Source organism: Hymenobacter lapidiphilus (assembly GCF_003417065.2).
Classification (GTDB): domain Bacteria; phylum Bacteroidota; class Bacteroidia; order Cytophagales; family Hymenobacteraceae; genus Hymenobacter.
On sequence record NZ_QVLT01000001.1, the window covers coordinates 140,709 to 154,614 of the forward strand.

Annotated in this window: 13 protein-coding genes; 6 read left to right on the forward strand and 7 right to left on the reverse strand. The window is 60.2% G+C overall.

What is annotated here, in order from left to right; genetic code table 11:
* Window positions 1-71 precede the first annotated feature (71 nt).
* Complete coding sequence (locus tag D0N36_RS00735) at window positions 72-1,460, reverse strand: Nramp family divalent metal transporter (protein ID WP_116939143.1); 1,389 nt, start codon at window positions 1,458-1,460, stop codon at window positions 72-74.
* A gap of 219 nt (window positions 1,461-1,679) precedes the next feature.
* Here D0N36_RS00735 and D0N36_RS00740 point away from each other — a divergent pair, with 219 nt between their 5' ends.
* Entirely contained in the window at window positions 1,680-2,669 is a 990-nt protein-coding gene (locus D0N36_RS00740) for a cation diffusion facilitator family transporter (protein WP_116939144.1), read from the forward strand.
* Between the two features lie 24 nt (window positions 2,670-2,693).
* On the opposite strand, the gene D0N36_RS00745 is transcribed toward D0N36_RS00740, so the two are convergent.
* Window positions 2,694-4,082 (reverse strand): PQQ-dependent sugar dehydrogenase, encoded by a 1,389-nt coding sequence (locus tag D0N36_RS00745; protein WP_116939145.1) that lies wholly within the window; start codon window positions 4,080-4,082, stop codon window positions 2,694-2,696.
* 126 nt (window positions 4,083-4,208) lie between these two features.
* Here D0N36_RS00745 and D0N36_RS00750 point away from each other — a divergent pair, with 126 nt between their 5' ends.
* From D0N36_RS00750 to D0N36_RS00760, 3 genes are all read left to right on the forward strand, one after another.
* Window positions 4,209-4,643, forward strand: a complete 435-nt coding sequence (locus D0N36_RS00750) for a GNAT family N-acetyltransferase (protein WP_116939217.1) — start codon at window positions 4,209-4,211, stop codon at window positions 4,641-4,643.
* Window positions 4,644-4,749: 106 nt separating this feature from the next.
* Window positions 4,750-5,367 (forward strand): HD domain-containing protein, encoded by a 618-nt coding sequence (locus D0N36_RS00755; RefSeq protein WP_116939146.1) that lies wholly within the window; start codon window positions 4,750-4,752, stop codon window positions 5,365-5,367.
* 84 nt (window positions 5,368-5,451) lie between these two features.
* A complete protein-coding gene (locus D0N36_RS00760; RefSeq protein ID WP_116939147.1) occupies window positions 5,452-7,905 on the forward strand; it encodes a S9 family peptidase in 2,454 nt (817 codons plus the stop codon).
* Between the two features lie 284 nt (window positions 7,906-8,189).
* Here D0N36_RS00760 and D0N36_RS00765 read toward each other — a convergent pair whose 3' ends face one another.
* Complete coding sequence (locus tag D0N36_RS00765) at window positions 8,190-9,014, reverse strand: phosphatase PAP2 family protein (protein ID WP_116939148.1); 825 nt, start codon at window positions 9,012-9,014, stop codon at window positions 8,190-8,192.
* Window positions 9,015-9,231: 217 nt separating this feature from the next.
* On the opposite strand from D0N36_RS00765, the gene metK reads away from it, so the two are divergent.
* Both metK and D0N36_RS00775 read left to right on the forward strand, forming a co-directional pair.
* On the forward strand, window positions 9,232-10,494 hold the full coding sequence (gene metK / locus D0N36_RS00770) for a methionine adenosyltransferase (protein ID WP_116939149.1): 1,263 nt from the start codon (window positions 9,232-9,234) through the stop codon (window positions 10,492-10,494).
* 19 nt (window positions 10,495-10,513) lie between these two features.
* Window positions 10,514-10,657: a hypothetical protein gene (locus tag D0N36_RS00775; RefSeq protein ID WP_190242459.1), complete on the forward strand. Its 144-nt coding sequence runs from the start codon at window positions 10,514-10,516 to the stop codon at window positions 10,655-10,657.
* A gap of 79 nt (window positions 10,658-10,736) precedes the next feature.
* On the opposite strand, the gene hpf is transcribed toward D0N36_RS00775, so the two are convergent.
* The 4 genes from hpf to D0N36_RS00795 form a co-directional block, all read right to left on the reverse strand.
* Window positions 10,737-11,036, reverse strand: coding sequence for a ribosome hibernation-promoting factor, HPF/YfiA family (hpf, locus tag D0N36_RS00780; RefSeq protein ID WP_116939150.1), 300 nt, complete (start codon window positions 11,034-11,036; stop codon window positions 10,737-10,739).
* Window positions 11,037-11,069: 33 nt separating this feature from the next.
* On the reverse strand, window positions 11,070-11,957 hold the full coding sequence (locus D0N36_RS00785; RefSeq protein ID WP_116939151.1) for a tyrosine-type recombinase/integrase: 888 nt from the start codon (window positions 11,955-11,957) through the stop codon (window positions 11,070-11,072).
* 156 nt (window positions 11,958-12,113) lie between these two features.
* Window positions 12,114-12,314 (reverse strand): 30S ribosomal protein S21, encoded by a 201-nt coding sequence (gene rpsU / locus D0N36_RS00790; protein WP_019946232.1) that lies wholly within the window; start codon window positions 12,312-12,314, stop codon window positions 12,114-12,116.
* A 214-nt stretch (window positions 12,315-12,528) separates the two neighbouring features.
* Complete coding sequence (locus D0N36_RS00795) at window positions 12,529-13,668, reverse strand: acyl-CoA dehydrogenase (RefSeq protein ID WP_116939152.1); 1,140 nt, start codon at window positions 13,666-13,668, stop codon at window positions 12,529-12,531.
* Window positions 13,669-13,906: the final 238 nt, after the last annotated feature.

Here is a 13,906-nt window from a genome sequence, read left to right on the forward strand (position 1 = left end):
ATTTATCTAAATAAAAAGTCCAAGAAAAACCGCAACGCTGCTGTTGCGGTTTTTGCGGATGCTATGGCGGGTTAGGCGCCGGTGAAGAACTGGAACAGCAGGTAGCCGTTCAGGCCCAGAATAATGGCTGAGACCGTCCAGCAAATGGCTTGGAGCCAGGGCTTGTTCACAAATACGCCCATTTTGAGCTTGTTGCCGGTGAACAGCACCAGCGGAATTACGGCGAAGCTGAGCTGCAACGACAGAATTACTTGGCTTAGCACCAGCAAGTCGCTCGTACCCTTTTCGCCATACAGAATGGTGACGATAAGGGCCGGCACCACGGCAATGGCGCGGGTGATAAGGCGCCGCATCCAGGGCCTGAGCTTGATATCAAGGAAGCCTTCCATCACGATTTGCCCGGCCAGCGTGCCGGTCAGCGTCGAGTTCTGACCCGAAGCCAGCAGGGCAATGGCAAACACTACCGAAGCCGCCCCCGCGCCCAGCACCGGCGTCAGCAGCTTGTGGGCGTCGTAGATGTCGGCCACGTCGCGCAGATTGTTGTCGTGGAAGGCCGCAGCCGACACCACCAGGATGGCCCCGTTCACGAAGAAGGCCAGAAACAGCGCCACCGTGCTATCGATGGTGGCAAACTTGATGGCGGAACGCCGGGCAGGCTCGGTGGGCTCGATGGCCCGGGTTTGCACGATGCTGGAGTGCAGGTACAGGTTGTGGGGCATCACGGTGGCCCCCAGAATACCGATAGCCAGATACAGCGCGCTGGGGTCGGTTACGATTTCCGGCTTCGGAATCAGGCCCTGGGCCATGGCAAAGTAGTCGGGGTTGGAGGCTATTATCTCGTAGACAAAGCAGCCGAAAATCACGAAAACAAGGCCCGCCACGATGCTTTCGATGATGCGGAAGCCCTTGCTCTGGAAGTAGAGCACCACCAGCACATCGAAAATAGTGAGCACGACACCCCAGGTGAGCGGGATGCCGAAAAGCAGGTTGATGGCAATGGCTGAGCCGATAACTTCGGCCAGGTCGCAGGCGGCAATGGCAATTTCGCACAGCACCCAGAGCACAAACGAGACGGGCTTGGAGTAATGGTCGCGGCAGGCCTGGGCCAGGTCGCGGCCCGTCACGATGCCCAGCTTCACCGACAGGTGCTGGAGCAGCATGGCGAAGAAGTTGGAAATCAGAATCACCGACAGCAGCATGTAGCCGTACTTGGCGCCACCCTCAATGTCGGTGGCCCAGTTGCCGGGGTCCATGTAGCCCACGGCCACCATCAGGCCCGGCCCGGTGAAGGCCCAGAGCTTGCGCCAGAACGAGGCACCCTCGGGCGGCACCATAATCGAGGCGTACACTTCGGAAAGCGAGTTGGCGCGCCGCGGGAAGCGCCAGCCGGCATCCTGGTCAAACGGCGTGATGGGCGAAGTAGTAGGCGAAGGGGAAGGAGCGGGCAAGATTTCGGACATAGATGCCAGGACGTGAGCGAACCAGGTACGCCGCAAAGGTATGCAGAGAAGGCTGTTTTAGATTAGCCTAAATTTAATTTTTTAAGCATCTAGTAAACTCTTGCCACCGGAAAAAGTTGTGGGCCGGTAAAAAAGCCGGAATTTTGGCGGGCCCTTATAGTCTGTACCACTCAGCTTCGTTTTGCGGTGCATTGCTTTTGCCCTTCCTCTTTACCTGCCATGACGCTGCCGCTCAAAACCCGCTATGCCCTGCTTTCGCTTGTGGTGAGCGTGGTGCTGGTGGGCGTGAAATTCTATGCCTGGGCCCTCACCGACTCGCAGGCCGTGCTCACCGACGCGCTCGAATCCATCATCAACGTGGTGGCCAGCGGCTTTGCGCTCTACAGCATCTACCTGGCCGGGCTGCCCAAGGATGAAAATCATCCTTACGGCCACGGGAAAATCGAGTACCTGTCGGTGGGCTTCGAGGGCGGGCTGATTCTGATGGCGGGCGGCTACATTTTTTATGCGGCGCTGCTGGCGCTCTGGGAGCCGCACACCATAGCCCGGCCCGACTGGGGCATTGCGCTGCTGGCCGCCACGGCCCTCGTGAACCTGGGCACCGGCTGGCTGCTGGTGCGCGCCGGCCGCCAGCACCACTCGCCGGCCCTGGTCGGCGACGGCCAGCACCTGTACCTTGATGCCGTGAGCACGTTTGTTTCGTGCGCCGCGCTGGGCCTGGTCATGCTCACCGATAACGTGCTGTATGACGCGCTGGCGGCCCTGGGCCTGGGCGTGTTCATCGTGGTGAACGGCTTTCGAATGGTGCGCCGCTCGGTGTCGGGCCTGATGGATGAGGCCGACGTAACCACCGTGCAGCAAGTGGTGGCCGAGCTGCAGGAGCACCGCGAACCGGCCTGGATTGACGTGCATAACCTGCGGGTGCAGCGCTACGGCGCCAGCCTGCACATCGACTGCCACGTAACCATGCCTTACTACCTGAGCCTGGAGCAGACCCACGAACACGTCCACGGCATCGAGGAACTTGTAGCTCAGGAGTTCGGCATACCGGTGGAAATGTTCGTGCACGCCGACCCCTGCACCTTCGCTGCCTGCTGGCACTGCCACGTCGCCGACTGCTCCGTGCGCCGCCACCCCTTCACCCAGGAAATCACCTGGACGCTGGCCAACGTGGCCAAAAACGAGCGGCACCAGTTGGAAGTGGATTAGGCTCCTGGCGTTCCGGCGTGCGCCTTATTCCCCCACCACCAGCCGCTGGGCCCGGCCGCCGTTCTGCACCAGGTACACGCCCGGCTTCAACCCCCTGACCGAAAGCGTAAGCTGGTTTTGACCAGCCGGAAATTGAGCGGTTTGCACCCGGCGGCCGAGCGCGTCGCTGATAACCACGGTAGCAGCTGTTGAGGCAGGGCGTTCCAGCGTGATGGTGTGGCGGGCGGGGTTGGGCCAGAGGCGGAGCCGGGCCGCGGCCGGGGCCGCGGTAGACGTTACTATGAAGTCGCGGTTTTCGAGTACCAGAATCCGGTCATCAGAGGCGGCGGGGTTGCCCCGGCCGTCGCGGTTGCTGGTGCCCACGTACACCCGGCCCTGGGGCGAGACGCAGATGGCCCGCAGCCGGCCGAAGCTGGTGAGGTAGTCGGTGCGGGCAGGAATGGCGTCGCCGGCGGTGTTGAGGGCCAGGTCGGTGAGGCGGCTTCCTTTCAGTGACAACAGCAGCAGGTGGTTCTGCCAGCCCGGAATGGCGGGCGAGCTATAATAGGCCAAGCCTGCTACGCCCAGCGTGGGCGTCCAGGTAGTGAGGGGCTCGCGCACGCTATTTTGGGCGCAGAAGGTCTGCTCGGCGGGCAGGTCGCAGGAGCCTTCTACATTGGGCCAGCCGTAGTTGCGGCCGGGCTCAATGAGGTTTAGCTCGTCGTCGCTGTTGGCACCGTGCTCCGAGCTGTAGAGGCGGCCGGCGGGGCTACGCACGAGGCCCTGGGGGTTGCGGTGGCCCAACGTGTACACGGGGCTGCCGGGCGTGGGGTTGTTGGCCGGGATGGTACCATCGAGGTTGAGGCGGAGAATTTTGCCGTTGAGCGAGGCCGGGTTCTGGGCCTGGGGCTGCTGCTGGGCGTCGCCGGTACTCATGAGTAGGGTGCGGTCGGGCAAGATGAGCAGGCGCGAGCCGCTGTGGGTGCTGGTGGCCGGAATTTGACCCAGCAGCACCAGCGGCGCGCTCAGCGTGCCGTTGGCGTAAGTCAGCCGCACCAGCTTTTCGAGGTAGACTCCGTTTTCGGTGTAGTTGTACACCACGTACACGTAGGGCGCGGTGGCGAAATCGGGGTGCAGCACCATGCCCAGCAGCCCGCCCTCCGAGGACGTAGAGACATCGGCGAGTGTAATGAGCGGCGTCACCGCGCCGGTGACGGGGTTCACGCGGCTGATACGTCCGCCGCGCTCAGTCATCCAGATGAAGTTATCGGGCCCCCAGACCAGCTCCCAAGGTACCACCAGGCCGGTAGTCAGGGCCGAAACGGTGATGGTAGTGGTGCCCACCGGGAAGGTGGTGACAACCGGCAGCGTCTGGGCTGCCAGGGACGCGGAGGCGAGCAGCAGGGCCGATAAAGAAATGCAAAAGCGGTTCATAGTTAGGCCGTTGAGTGAAGAGGGAGGAGGTGTAAAAGGTAAGAAAAACGCCCGACTTGCGACCCGGCACACCGCTTCTGCCGCCGCCTGCCGTTCTTGCGGCCCCCTTTCAACCTGCCCTCTGCCATGTTTACCGTCAGCACCGACCCCGCCCGCCTCGATGTGCCCCTGATTCACCAGTACCTCAGCCAGCAGTCGTACTGGGGGCTCGGCATGCCGCTCGAAACCCTGGAACGGGCCCTAGCCAACTCGCTCAACTTCGGCCTTTACGGCCCCGATGGCCAGCAGGCGGCCTTCGCCCGGGTAGTTACCGACCGGGCCACGTTTGCCTGGCTCTGCGACGTATTCGTGCTGCCCGAATACCAGGGCCGGGGCCTGGGCAAGCAATTGGTAGAAGAAATCATGGCCCACCCCGAACTGCAGGGCGTGCGCCGCTTCATGCTGGCCACCCTCGACGCCCACAGTCTCTACCGCCGCTTCGGCTTCCAGGATTTGCCCACGCCCGAACGCTTCCTGGAAATCAAGAAAGCCAACCCCTACGGCGTACCAACGGGAAATTGAGGTTGTAGCGCGAAGCTCCAGCTTCGCGTATCGTTGCTGACTTCCACACGACATCGTTCTACGACACGCGAAGCTGGAGCTTCGCGCTACATCCCTAATTGACCAAATGCAAACCCGCTGGAACGCCCTCATAAGTCCCCTGATGCCCGATGCAGCCCGGTGCATCGAGATGTACCAGCAGCTAGTGGCGGCGTACTCCGGCCCCGGCCGTCACTACCACGACCTGCACCACGTGCAAGCTTTGCTGACTACCGTGGATGAGTACGCCGGGCTGGTGGAAGACCGGCCGGTGGTGGAGCTGGCCGTCTGGTTTCACGATGCGGTGTACAACTATCTGTCATCAGAAAACGAGGCCCGCAGTGCCGATATGGCCCGGCAGTTTCTGGTGCACTCCACGCTGAGCCCCGAGCGGCAGCAGCGCGTGGCCTACCTCATCGAATGCAGCGCCCGCCACGCCGCGGCCCACATGCCCGCGCCCGACCTGGATTTTTTCCTTGACGCCGACCTGCGCGTGCTGGGGGCCGAGCCAGCTGATTATGCCGAATACGCCCGCCAGATTCGCCAGGAATACCGTCTGGTGCCCGCCGTGCTCTACCGCCGGGGCCGCCGCAAGGTGCTGGAGCAGCTGCTGGCCGCGCCGGCGCTGTACCGCACTCCCGAGTTCCGGCAGCGGTTCGAGGCAGCGGCCCGGCGCAACCTGCGGGCGGAACTGGCGGGGTTGTAGCGCCTGGCGGAAACTTCGCGCTAACTGCGCAACGCCCCACTTACCGGCCGCGTCCCTTACCTTCCTGCTCAAACCCGCTCCTATATGACCCACCGTTACCTGCTGCCCCTGGCGGCGCTGCTGCTGGCCGGTTCGGCCCAGGCCCAGCAGCTGGCTCCGCTCACCGTCGAGAAAATAATGCGCGACCAAGCCCAGTGGCTGGGGACCTCGCCCAGCAACGTCTCCTGGGCTGATGACGGCAAATCCATCTACTTCAACTGGAACCCCGAAAAAGCCCGGCGCGACTCGCTCTACCGCATTGCTCCAAGCGGCGGCCAAGCTCGCAAGGTAAGCCTGCGCGAGCAGGTGGGGCTGCCGGCTGCCGAGGGCGAATACGACCGACGCTATACCCGCAAGCTCTACGAGAAGGGCGGCGACATCTACCTGCTCGACCTCAAAACCCAGCGCATCCGGCGCGTTACCAACACGGCCGAGCAGGAGAGCGACCCACACTTCGCCCTGCATGACCAGGCCATCAGCTATGCCCGCGGTGGCAACCTGTTTACCTGGGACCCCACCACCGGCGAAACCGTGCAGCGCACCGATTTCCGCAAGGGCAACCGCCCGGCCGGCACCACCCCCACCGACAAAAGCGAGCAGTACCTGAAAGCCCAGCAACTGGCCTTGTTCGAGGTGCTGCGCGAGAAGGAGCAGGACGCCAAGGCCCGGCAGCGGCAGCAGAAGGCGCTGGCCCGGCTGCGGCCCAAGGCCATCTGGCTCGGCACCCAAACCGTGCGCAACCTGCGCCTCTCGCCCGACGGCCGCTACGTGACCTACACGCTGGCCCAGGAGCCGCCGGCCGCCAAAGTGGCGCTGGTGCCCGATTTCGTAACCACTTCGGGCTTCACCGAGGACATCAATACCCGCACCAAAGTAGGCGCGGCCCAGACTGCTTTACAGCTGGGCCTCTACGACGTGGGCCGCGACACAACCTTCGTGCTGGGCTACACCGAGCTGCAGGGCCTCGACGAGCAGCCAGCTTACCGCAAGGAGTATCAGCTGAAGGCCCAGGCACCCATGCCGGCCGATTCGGCTAAGGCGGCTAAAACGGCCAAAACGGCCAAGTCGGCCACCGATTTGCGCCGGGTGGCACCCTTCGGCCCGTTCTGGTCCGATGACGGCCGGCACGCCTTCCTCGTCATCCGAAGCACTGACAACAAGGACCGTTGGATTGTCGGCCTCGACCCGGCCACGCAGAAGATAAAGTTGCTAGACCGTCAGCACGATGACGCCTGGATCAACGGCCCCGGCATTGGCTACGGCGAGGGCAACGTAGGCTGGTTGCCCGACTCACGCCAGTTCTGGTTTCAGAGCGAGCAAACCGGCTACTCCCACCTCTACACCTACGACATCGCCAGTGGCCAGAAAAAGGCCCTGACCAGCGGACCGTTTGAGATTCAGAAAACCCAACTGAGCCGCGATGGGAAAACGTGGTACCTGCTGGCCAACAAAACCCACCCCGGCGAGCAGCACCTCTACCGCATGCCCGTAAGCGGCGGCCCGCTCGTGCAGCTCACCACCCAGCCCGGCGGCTACGACGAGGCTACACTTTCGCCCGATGAGAAAACCTGGGCCCTGCGTTACAGCACCAGCAACAAGCCCTGGGAGCTGTACACGATGGACAACAAGCCGGGGGCCAGAATGCGCGCCCTCACCCACTCCACCACGTCCGAGTTCGAGAGCTACGCCTGGCGCCAGCCCGAGGTAATCGAGTACAAGGCCCGCGACGGAGCCGACGTGTACACCCGCCTCTACCGCCCGGCCAACCCCCAGGCCCAGGGCCCGGCCGTGATTTTCGTGCACGGCGCCGGCTACCTGCAGAACGCCCATAAGTGGTGGAGCAGCTACTCCCGCGAGTACATGTTCCACAACTTATTGGTAGATAAAGGCTACACGGTGCTCGATATCGACTACCGCGGCTCGGCCGGCTACGGCCGCGACGTGCGCACCGGCATCTACCGCTACATGGGTGGCAAGGACCTCACCGACCAGGTGGACGGCGCCAAGCTGCTGGCCGAGAAATACGGCGTCAGTCCCCAGCGCATCGGCATCTATGGCGGCTCCTACGGCGGCTTTATTACGCTGATGGCCATGTTTACTCAGCCGGAGGTATTCAAGGCCGGGGCCGCCCTGCGCTCGGTTACCGACTGGGCCCACTACAACCATGGCTACACCGACAACATCCTCAACGAGCCCTACCTCGACTCGGTGGCCTACGCCCGCTCCTCGCCCATCAACTTCGCCGCCGGCCTCAAAGGCCATCTGCTCATGTGCCACGGCATGGTCGATACCAACGTGCACTTCCAAGACATCGTGCGCCTCACTCAGCGCCTCATCGAGCTGAAGAAGGAGAACTGGGAGCTGGCCGTGTACCCGGTCGAAAACCACGGCTTCACCGAACCCTCGTCGTGGACCGACGAGTACCGCCGCATTCTGAAGCTGTTCGAGGAGAACCTGACGCCAGCCCCGGCCGCCGGCAGTGGAGCTGGTGGGCAATAGAGCCCGGCACATACGTTTCCAGGCAAAAAACGGCGGCAGGCTTATCCTGCCGCCGTTTTTTAATTTCAGTAACCTGGGCTTCCCCAGACCATGCCGCCCAATGCCTCCGCCTGTTGCTCCTGGTGGCCACGGCTTCGGGCCAGTCTTCGCCCGCACCGCGTACTGAGGGCAGATACTGCAGTACCGCCTGCACCAGAACCTTTTTGCCGGCTCCACGGCCAACGGCGGCGGGTTCGGGCACTTGGTAAGCGCCCATTATCCGGCTTGGCTGGCCGTTAGCTGGATTACAGTTGCTTTGTAAAGCCCAGCCCCGAATAGGCGTAGCCGTTTACGTTCAGGCCCTGAACCGGAAATACCGATAGGCCGGTGCGGGCGGTGGTTTTGTGCAGCTGGGGCACCAGTATGCCCACTGCCGCGCCGACTGTGTAGCCCACAATATTGTCGGAGAGGAAGTGCTTACCGGCCTTGAGGCGAAAGTAGCCGGTGGCGGCTGGCATCAGCGCTGCCACACCCCACACCAAAGGCCGAGCTGCCGAGCCGGGGTTGAAATCGTGGTATACTTTGGCGGCGAAGAAGGTAGCCGCCGCCGTATTGGCCGTATGGCCGGCGAAAAACGAATTGGTAGAGATATGGCTGGTACGCTTACCGCCTCCTTCGGAGCCATACAGGAAAGGACGGTAGCGGTACACGTTGCCGGCCGTAAGTGTGAATGCGGCGTTGGAGGCGAGCATGGTTTGCAGGTAGAGCCCCAGCACCTGCCCGTAGCGGCCCCGCACGTCGCTATCGAGGGCCAGCAGGCCGGGTGCCAGCAGTAGCGCCGGATACACGATAAAGTCGCTGGCAGTCTGGGCGCTGGTGCTGTAGTTTCCGGCCGAAAACCGGTCGAACTTCGGCACATCCCGCTTATTGAGGGCCGCCAGCTGCGTCTGGTTCAGGCCATCCTTTTTTGAAATCAGCAGCAGCCCTACGCCGCTCAGCGCACCCAGGCCCGCCGTAACGGGCGCATCGACCGCAAAGCGGGTGCGGTAGGGTGAGGGCGCGCGCTGGGCCTGCACTTCGACCAGGGGCAGCAGCGGTAAGAGCAGCAGTGGAGCAAAATGCTTTTTCATAAGAAGGAGAAATAAACCAAAATAGAAAAGGGCTGTTGAAGGCGGTAAATGCAAATGTAGCGCTACAGCTTAAGCCGGGACAATACGGGTCACTTTTAGTCCGGCCCCAATTCAAGTCAACCAACGGAAATCTTGTAGCTTTGCGGCCCTGACCGGCCATTTGCCGACGCAGGGCAGGGGCTACCGGCCTCTCGCTTACTTCTACCCTTCTTAGCTGATGCCCTACCTGTTCACTTCCGAATCCGTTTCGGAAGGCCATCCGGATAAAGTAGCCGACCAGATTTCCGACGCTATCCTCGACGAATACCTGCGCCAGGACCCCGCCGCTAAAGTGGCCTGCGAAACGCTGGTAACTACCGATTTTGCCCTCGTGGCCGGCGAAATCAAGTCGACTGCCCACGTAGACGCCGAGCCTATCATCCGCGAGGTTATCCGCCGCATCGGCTATAATAAGCCCGAGTATCTGTTCAACGCCGACACCTGCGAGGTGATGAACCGCTTGCACGAGCAGTCTCCCGACATCAACCAGGGCGTGGTGCGCGCTACGGCCGAAGAGCAGGGCGCCGGCGACCAGGGCATGATGTTCGGATACGCGACCAACGAAACGGCCAACTACATGCCTCTGGGCCTCGACCTGTCGCACAGGCTACTGCGCGAGTTGTCGGCTATGCGCAAAGAAGGCCGCGAAATGACTTACCTGCGCCCCGATGCCAAAAGCCAGGTTACCATTCGCTACGCCGACGACAACACGCCCGAAGCCATCGAAACCATCGTCGTCAGCACCCAGCATGACGAGTTCGACGCCGATGAGGCCACTATGCTGCGCCGCATTGAAGAGGACATCAAAACTATCCTCATTCCCCGCGTAAAGGCCCAGCTTGATGCCAACACCCAGGCACTGTTCACCGACGGTATTACCTACCACATCAATCCCACGGGCAAGTTCGTCATCGGTGGCCCCCACGGCGACTCGGGTCTGACGGGCCGCAAAATCATCGTGGATACGTACGGCGGCAAGGGTGCCCACGGCGGTGGCGCCTTCTCGGGCAAAGATTCGAGCAAGGTCGACCGCTCGGCAGCTTATGCAGCCCGCCACATCGCCAAAAACCTGGTAGCAGCCGGCGTGGCCGACCAGGTGTTGGTGCAGGTAGCCTACGCCATTGGCGTGGCCGAGCCGGTGGGCGTTTTCGTGACTACTTACGGCACAACCAAAGCCACCAACGGCACCGGCGAAAAGCTCACCGACGGCCAGATTGCCCGTAAAGTGCAGAACATCTTCGACCTGCGCCCCTACGCCATCGTCCAGCGCCTGGGCCTGCAGAACCCCATCTTCGCCGAGTCGGCTGCCTATGGCCACATGGGCCGCGAGGCTGGCACCAAAGAGGTGCAGATGCCCGACGGCAGCACCAAAACTGTCGAAACCTTTACTTGGGAGAAGCTTGACTACGTGGATAGAATCAAAGCTGAATTTGGCCTCTAACCTTCAACGTTTTGCAGCGATGAGCAATTTCACCACTATCCGGCAGCTACTGCGCCTCTCGCGTCACCCTTTCATCCAGATTGGGCTGGTGGCGCTATCAGGCCTCTTCATTTATGAGGCTGGCTACGCAGCTGGCAAGCTGGTGTATCATATCAGCCACTAACTACCCAGCAAGAGTTAACACAAAAAGCCCCGTCTGATTAGTCAGACGGGGCTTTTTGGCTTAAACGATAAGCTCTCAATTAATGATTCACTAGCTTTTCCTTGTGCTTTACCAACTGGCGCCGCATGCACTCATAAGTGGCGTCGGTGGCCGCTTCGAATGTAGGAGCGTCTTCCTGACAGAAGAGTATAGAGCCGGGCACCAGCAGCTTCACTTCAACAGTTTTGTTGGCAATACCGTCTTTGTTGTTGAGCTTAAGAATAACCTCGCCCTCCGTTACACGGTCGTAGAAGGTTTCTAATTTGTCGAGGCGCTTCTGAATGAAATCGAGCAATTTCTGGTCGGCGTCGAAATGCACCGAGTGGATCTGTACTTTCATCAGCAAAGGGGTTAAGGGTAAACAATAAACTGGTCAGGCCTTGGGGTGGGCCTGCTCAAAAACAGACTTTAATCTATCGATACTCAGGTGGGTGTACACCTGAGTGGCGGCTAAGTTGGCGTGCCCAAGCAATTCTTTAATGGCATTTAAATCAGCTCCTTTGCCCAGCAAGTGCGTGGCGAAGGAGTGGCGGAGCACATGCGGATGCTGCTGACCCGAAGCCGTGGTTATCTGACTCAGATAATGCTTCACGGTGCGGTAAACCAACTTTTCGTACAGCGGCTCGCCTTTGTCTGTAACGAGAAGTGGGCCGGTGGTGTTGCCGCTATTGCCGAACTCGTGCTGCTGCCGGGCTATATACTGCTCCAGTACCCGCACCAAGCTGGGATTGAGCGGCACAATCCGCTGCTTATTGCCTTTGCCCGTTACGCGCACTGTGCTACCGGGCAGGCTTAAGTCAACCAGCCGAATGCCCATTAATTCCGAGAGGCGCATGCCGGTGCCGTAGAGCAGTTCAAGAATCAGCTGGTCGCGGGCTCCGGTGAAAGTGTCAGGAAATTCGAAGGAATTCAGGAGGTTATTAAGGCTTTCCTCGGGCACGAAGTCGGGCAGCTTCTTGGCTGTTTTGGGCGAGGTGATGCGCAACATCGGGTTCTTGACCACCGCTCCGGTACGTAGCAGGTAACTGTAATAGGAGCGCAGGCAGGCAATTTTGCGGTTCACAGTACGCGGGTCGAGTTGCTGCTGCATAAGTTGCACCACCCAGGAGCGGATAAGCGTATGGTCGGCCCGTGCGGGGTCATCGAGTTCGTAGGTGGCTTTAAGAAACTCGCCGAACTGCCGCAGATCTGTTTGGTACGATACGACCGTGTGCGGGCTGTACCGCTTCTCGAAGCGCAGATAATCAAAAAACAACTCCATAAACAAGCAGCAATCAGAGGCCGGACAGCCAATGTAGGCAATTCCACTCAACAAACAAACCGACAAGTTGAAACGCGAGAAACCCGTCTGATCCGCTCAAAGAGCAGATCAGACGGGTTTCTTAATCCGATTAGTAGCTAAGCCACCAACAGATGTTTACTTAGGATCTGCATCAGGACCGTAAGTAGAAAGCTTGTAGATGGCCTTCTGCTTCTGCTTGCGGTTGGTGATGGAGGGCTTCTGGAAGAAAGTGCGACGACGCAACTCCTTCAGAACGCCGGTGCGCTCGAATTTCTTCTTGAAGCGCTTGAGTGCGCGGTCAACCGACTCGTTTTCTTTGATTTGGACGATGAGCATATCAGCAGTGAACTTGGAAAATCAACTATGAAGGGCCGCAAAGATAAGGAACCCTCCTTAATAATCAATCACAGATGGCACTGATTTTTCGTTAGCTGGAATGACGTTGTACGGTCAGGCATCTGGTTGCCAGAGTTGGCCTGACTGCAAAACCAGCCCGATACTTAACGGGTCGGAACCCGCACATCCAACGAAAAATCGGCCAAACTGCGTCTTACTTCAGGATGGCCCGGGCAATAACGAGCTTCTGAATCTCGGAAGTGCCTTCGCCGATGGTGCAAAGCTTGGCGTCGCGGTAGTATTTCTCGGCCGGGTAGTCCTTAGTATAGCCGTAGCCACCAAAAATCTGCACGCCTTCAGTAGCCACGCGCACGCTCACTTCGGAGGCGTACAGCTTGGCCATAGCCGACTCCAGGTTCACATTCAGGCCGCGGTCCTTCATGTTGGCGGCACGGTACGTGAGCAGCGAAGCGGCTTCAATTTCGGTAGCCATATCGGCTAGCTTGAAGCTGATGCCCTGGAAATTACTGATTGGCTGGTTGAACTGGTGGCGCTCTTTGGAATACTGCAACGCCGCCTCGTAGGCCCCCTGAGCAATACCCAGGCTCAAGGCCGCAATACTGATGCGGCCACCATCGAGCACCTTCAAAGACTGAACGAAGCCGTCGCCCACCTTACCGATTACGTTTTCCTTGGGCACCCGGCAATCGGTGAAAATCAGCTCAGTAGTTTCCGAGGCCCGCATGCCGAGCTTGTCTTCCTTACGGCCGGCCTCAAAGCCCGGAGTGCCGCGCTCGATAATAAAGGCCGTCATGCCCCGCGAGTCGCCTACCTCGCCGGTGCGGGCAATTACGACGGCCACGTTGCCCGATTTGCCATGGGTAATAAAGTTTTTGGCCCCGTTGAGCACGTAATGGTCGCCGTCCTCGATGGCCACGGTGCGCATATTGCCCGCATCGGAGCCTGTGTTAGGCTCGGTAAGGCCCCAGGCACCAATCCACTCACCCGAAGCAAGCTTGGGCAGGTACTTGTGCTTCTGCTCCTCGGAGGCATGCTGCAAAATGTGACCGGTGCAAAGCGAGTTATGCGCAGCCATGCTCAGGCCAATACTGCCATCAATCTTAGATAGTTCTGCAATGGCCGTCACGTATTCCACGTAGCCAAATCCGGCCCCGCCATACTCCTGGGGCACGAGCACACCCATCAGGCCCAGTTCGCCGAGCTTATGAAATACTTCCTTCGGGAACTCCTGCGACTCATCCCACTCCATCATGCGGGGCTTGATGTGCTGGGCGCCAAAGTCGCGCACCATCTGGGCAATCATGGTTTGATTTTCGGTAGCTACCAGTTCCATAAGTAAGGGGTGGTGGGATGGTTGAAAGAAGTTGGGTGGGAATGCTACAACCAGCAAAGCCCAAGTTTGGGTTCGCGAAAGTACGATTTTACACCCGGCCCTGCCAGTGCAGGATTCAGGCCAGCGAAGCTTCCAATTTTGATAGGCCCGGTTTATTCGGTTTCTTTGATGGTTATTAAGCGGATACTGCCCGGTCGGGGCAGAGTATTTCGCCTGAGTTTTTTCCATCTGAATCCGG

Excerpts from the sequence above, each read along its gene's own strand:
- D0N36_RS00785 (WP_116939151.1), bottom strand. The coding sequence starts at position 11,957 with ATGGAGTTGTTTTTTGATTATCTGCGCTTCGAGAAGCGGTACAGCCCG.
- D0N36_RS00765 (WP_116939148.1), bottom strand. The coding sequence starts at position 9,014 with ATGAAAAAGCATTTTGCTCCACTGCTGCTCTTACCGCTGCTGCCCCTG.
- D0N36_RS00740 (WP_116939144.1), top strand. The coding sequence starts at position 1,680 with ATGACGCTGCCGCTCAAAACCCGCTATGCCCTGCTTTCGCTTGTGGTG.
- D0N36_RS00750 (WP_116939217.1), top strand. The coding sequence starts at position 4,209 with ATGTTTACCGTCAGCACCGACCCCGCCCGCCTCGATGTGCCCCTGATT.
- hpf (WP_116939150.1), bottom strand. The coding sequence starts at position 11,036 with ATGAAAGTACAGATCCACTCGGTGCATTTCGACGCCGACCAGAAATTG.
- metK (WP_116939149.1), top strand. The coding sequence starts at position 9,232 with ATGCCCTACCTGTTCACTTCCGAATCCGTTTCGGAAGGCCATCCGGAT.
- D0N36_RS00760 (WP_116939147.1), top strand. The coding sequence starts at position 5,452 with ATGACCCACCGTTACCTGCTGCCCCTGGCGGCGCTGCTGCTGGCCGGT.
- D0N36_RS00775 (WP_190242459.1), top strand. The coding sequence starts at position 10,514 with ATGAGCAATTTCACCACTATCCGGCAGCTACTGCGCCTCTCGCGTCAC.
- D0N36_RS00795 (WP_116939152.1), bottom strand. The coding sequence starts at position 13,668 with ATGGAACTGGTAGCTACCGAAAATCAAACCATGATTGCCCAGATGGTG.
- rpsU (WP_019946232.1), bottom strand. The coding sequence starts at position 12,314 with ATGCTCATCGTCCAAATCAAAGAAAACGAGTCGGTTGACCGCGCACTC.
- D0N36_RS00755 (WP_116939146.1), top strand. The coding sequence starts at position 4,750 with ATGCAAACCCGCTGGAACGCCCTCATAAGTCCCCTGATGCCCGATGCA.
- D0N36_RS00735 (WP_116939143.1), bottom strand. The coding sequence starts at position 1,460 with ATGTCCGAAATCTTGCCCGCTCCTTCCCCTTCGCCTACTACTTCGCCC.
- D0N36_RS00745 (WP_116939145.1), bottom strand. The coding sequence starts at position 4,082 with ATGAACCGCTTTTGCATTTCTTTATCGGCCCTGCTGCTCGCCTCCGCG.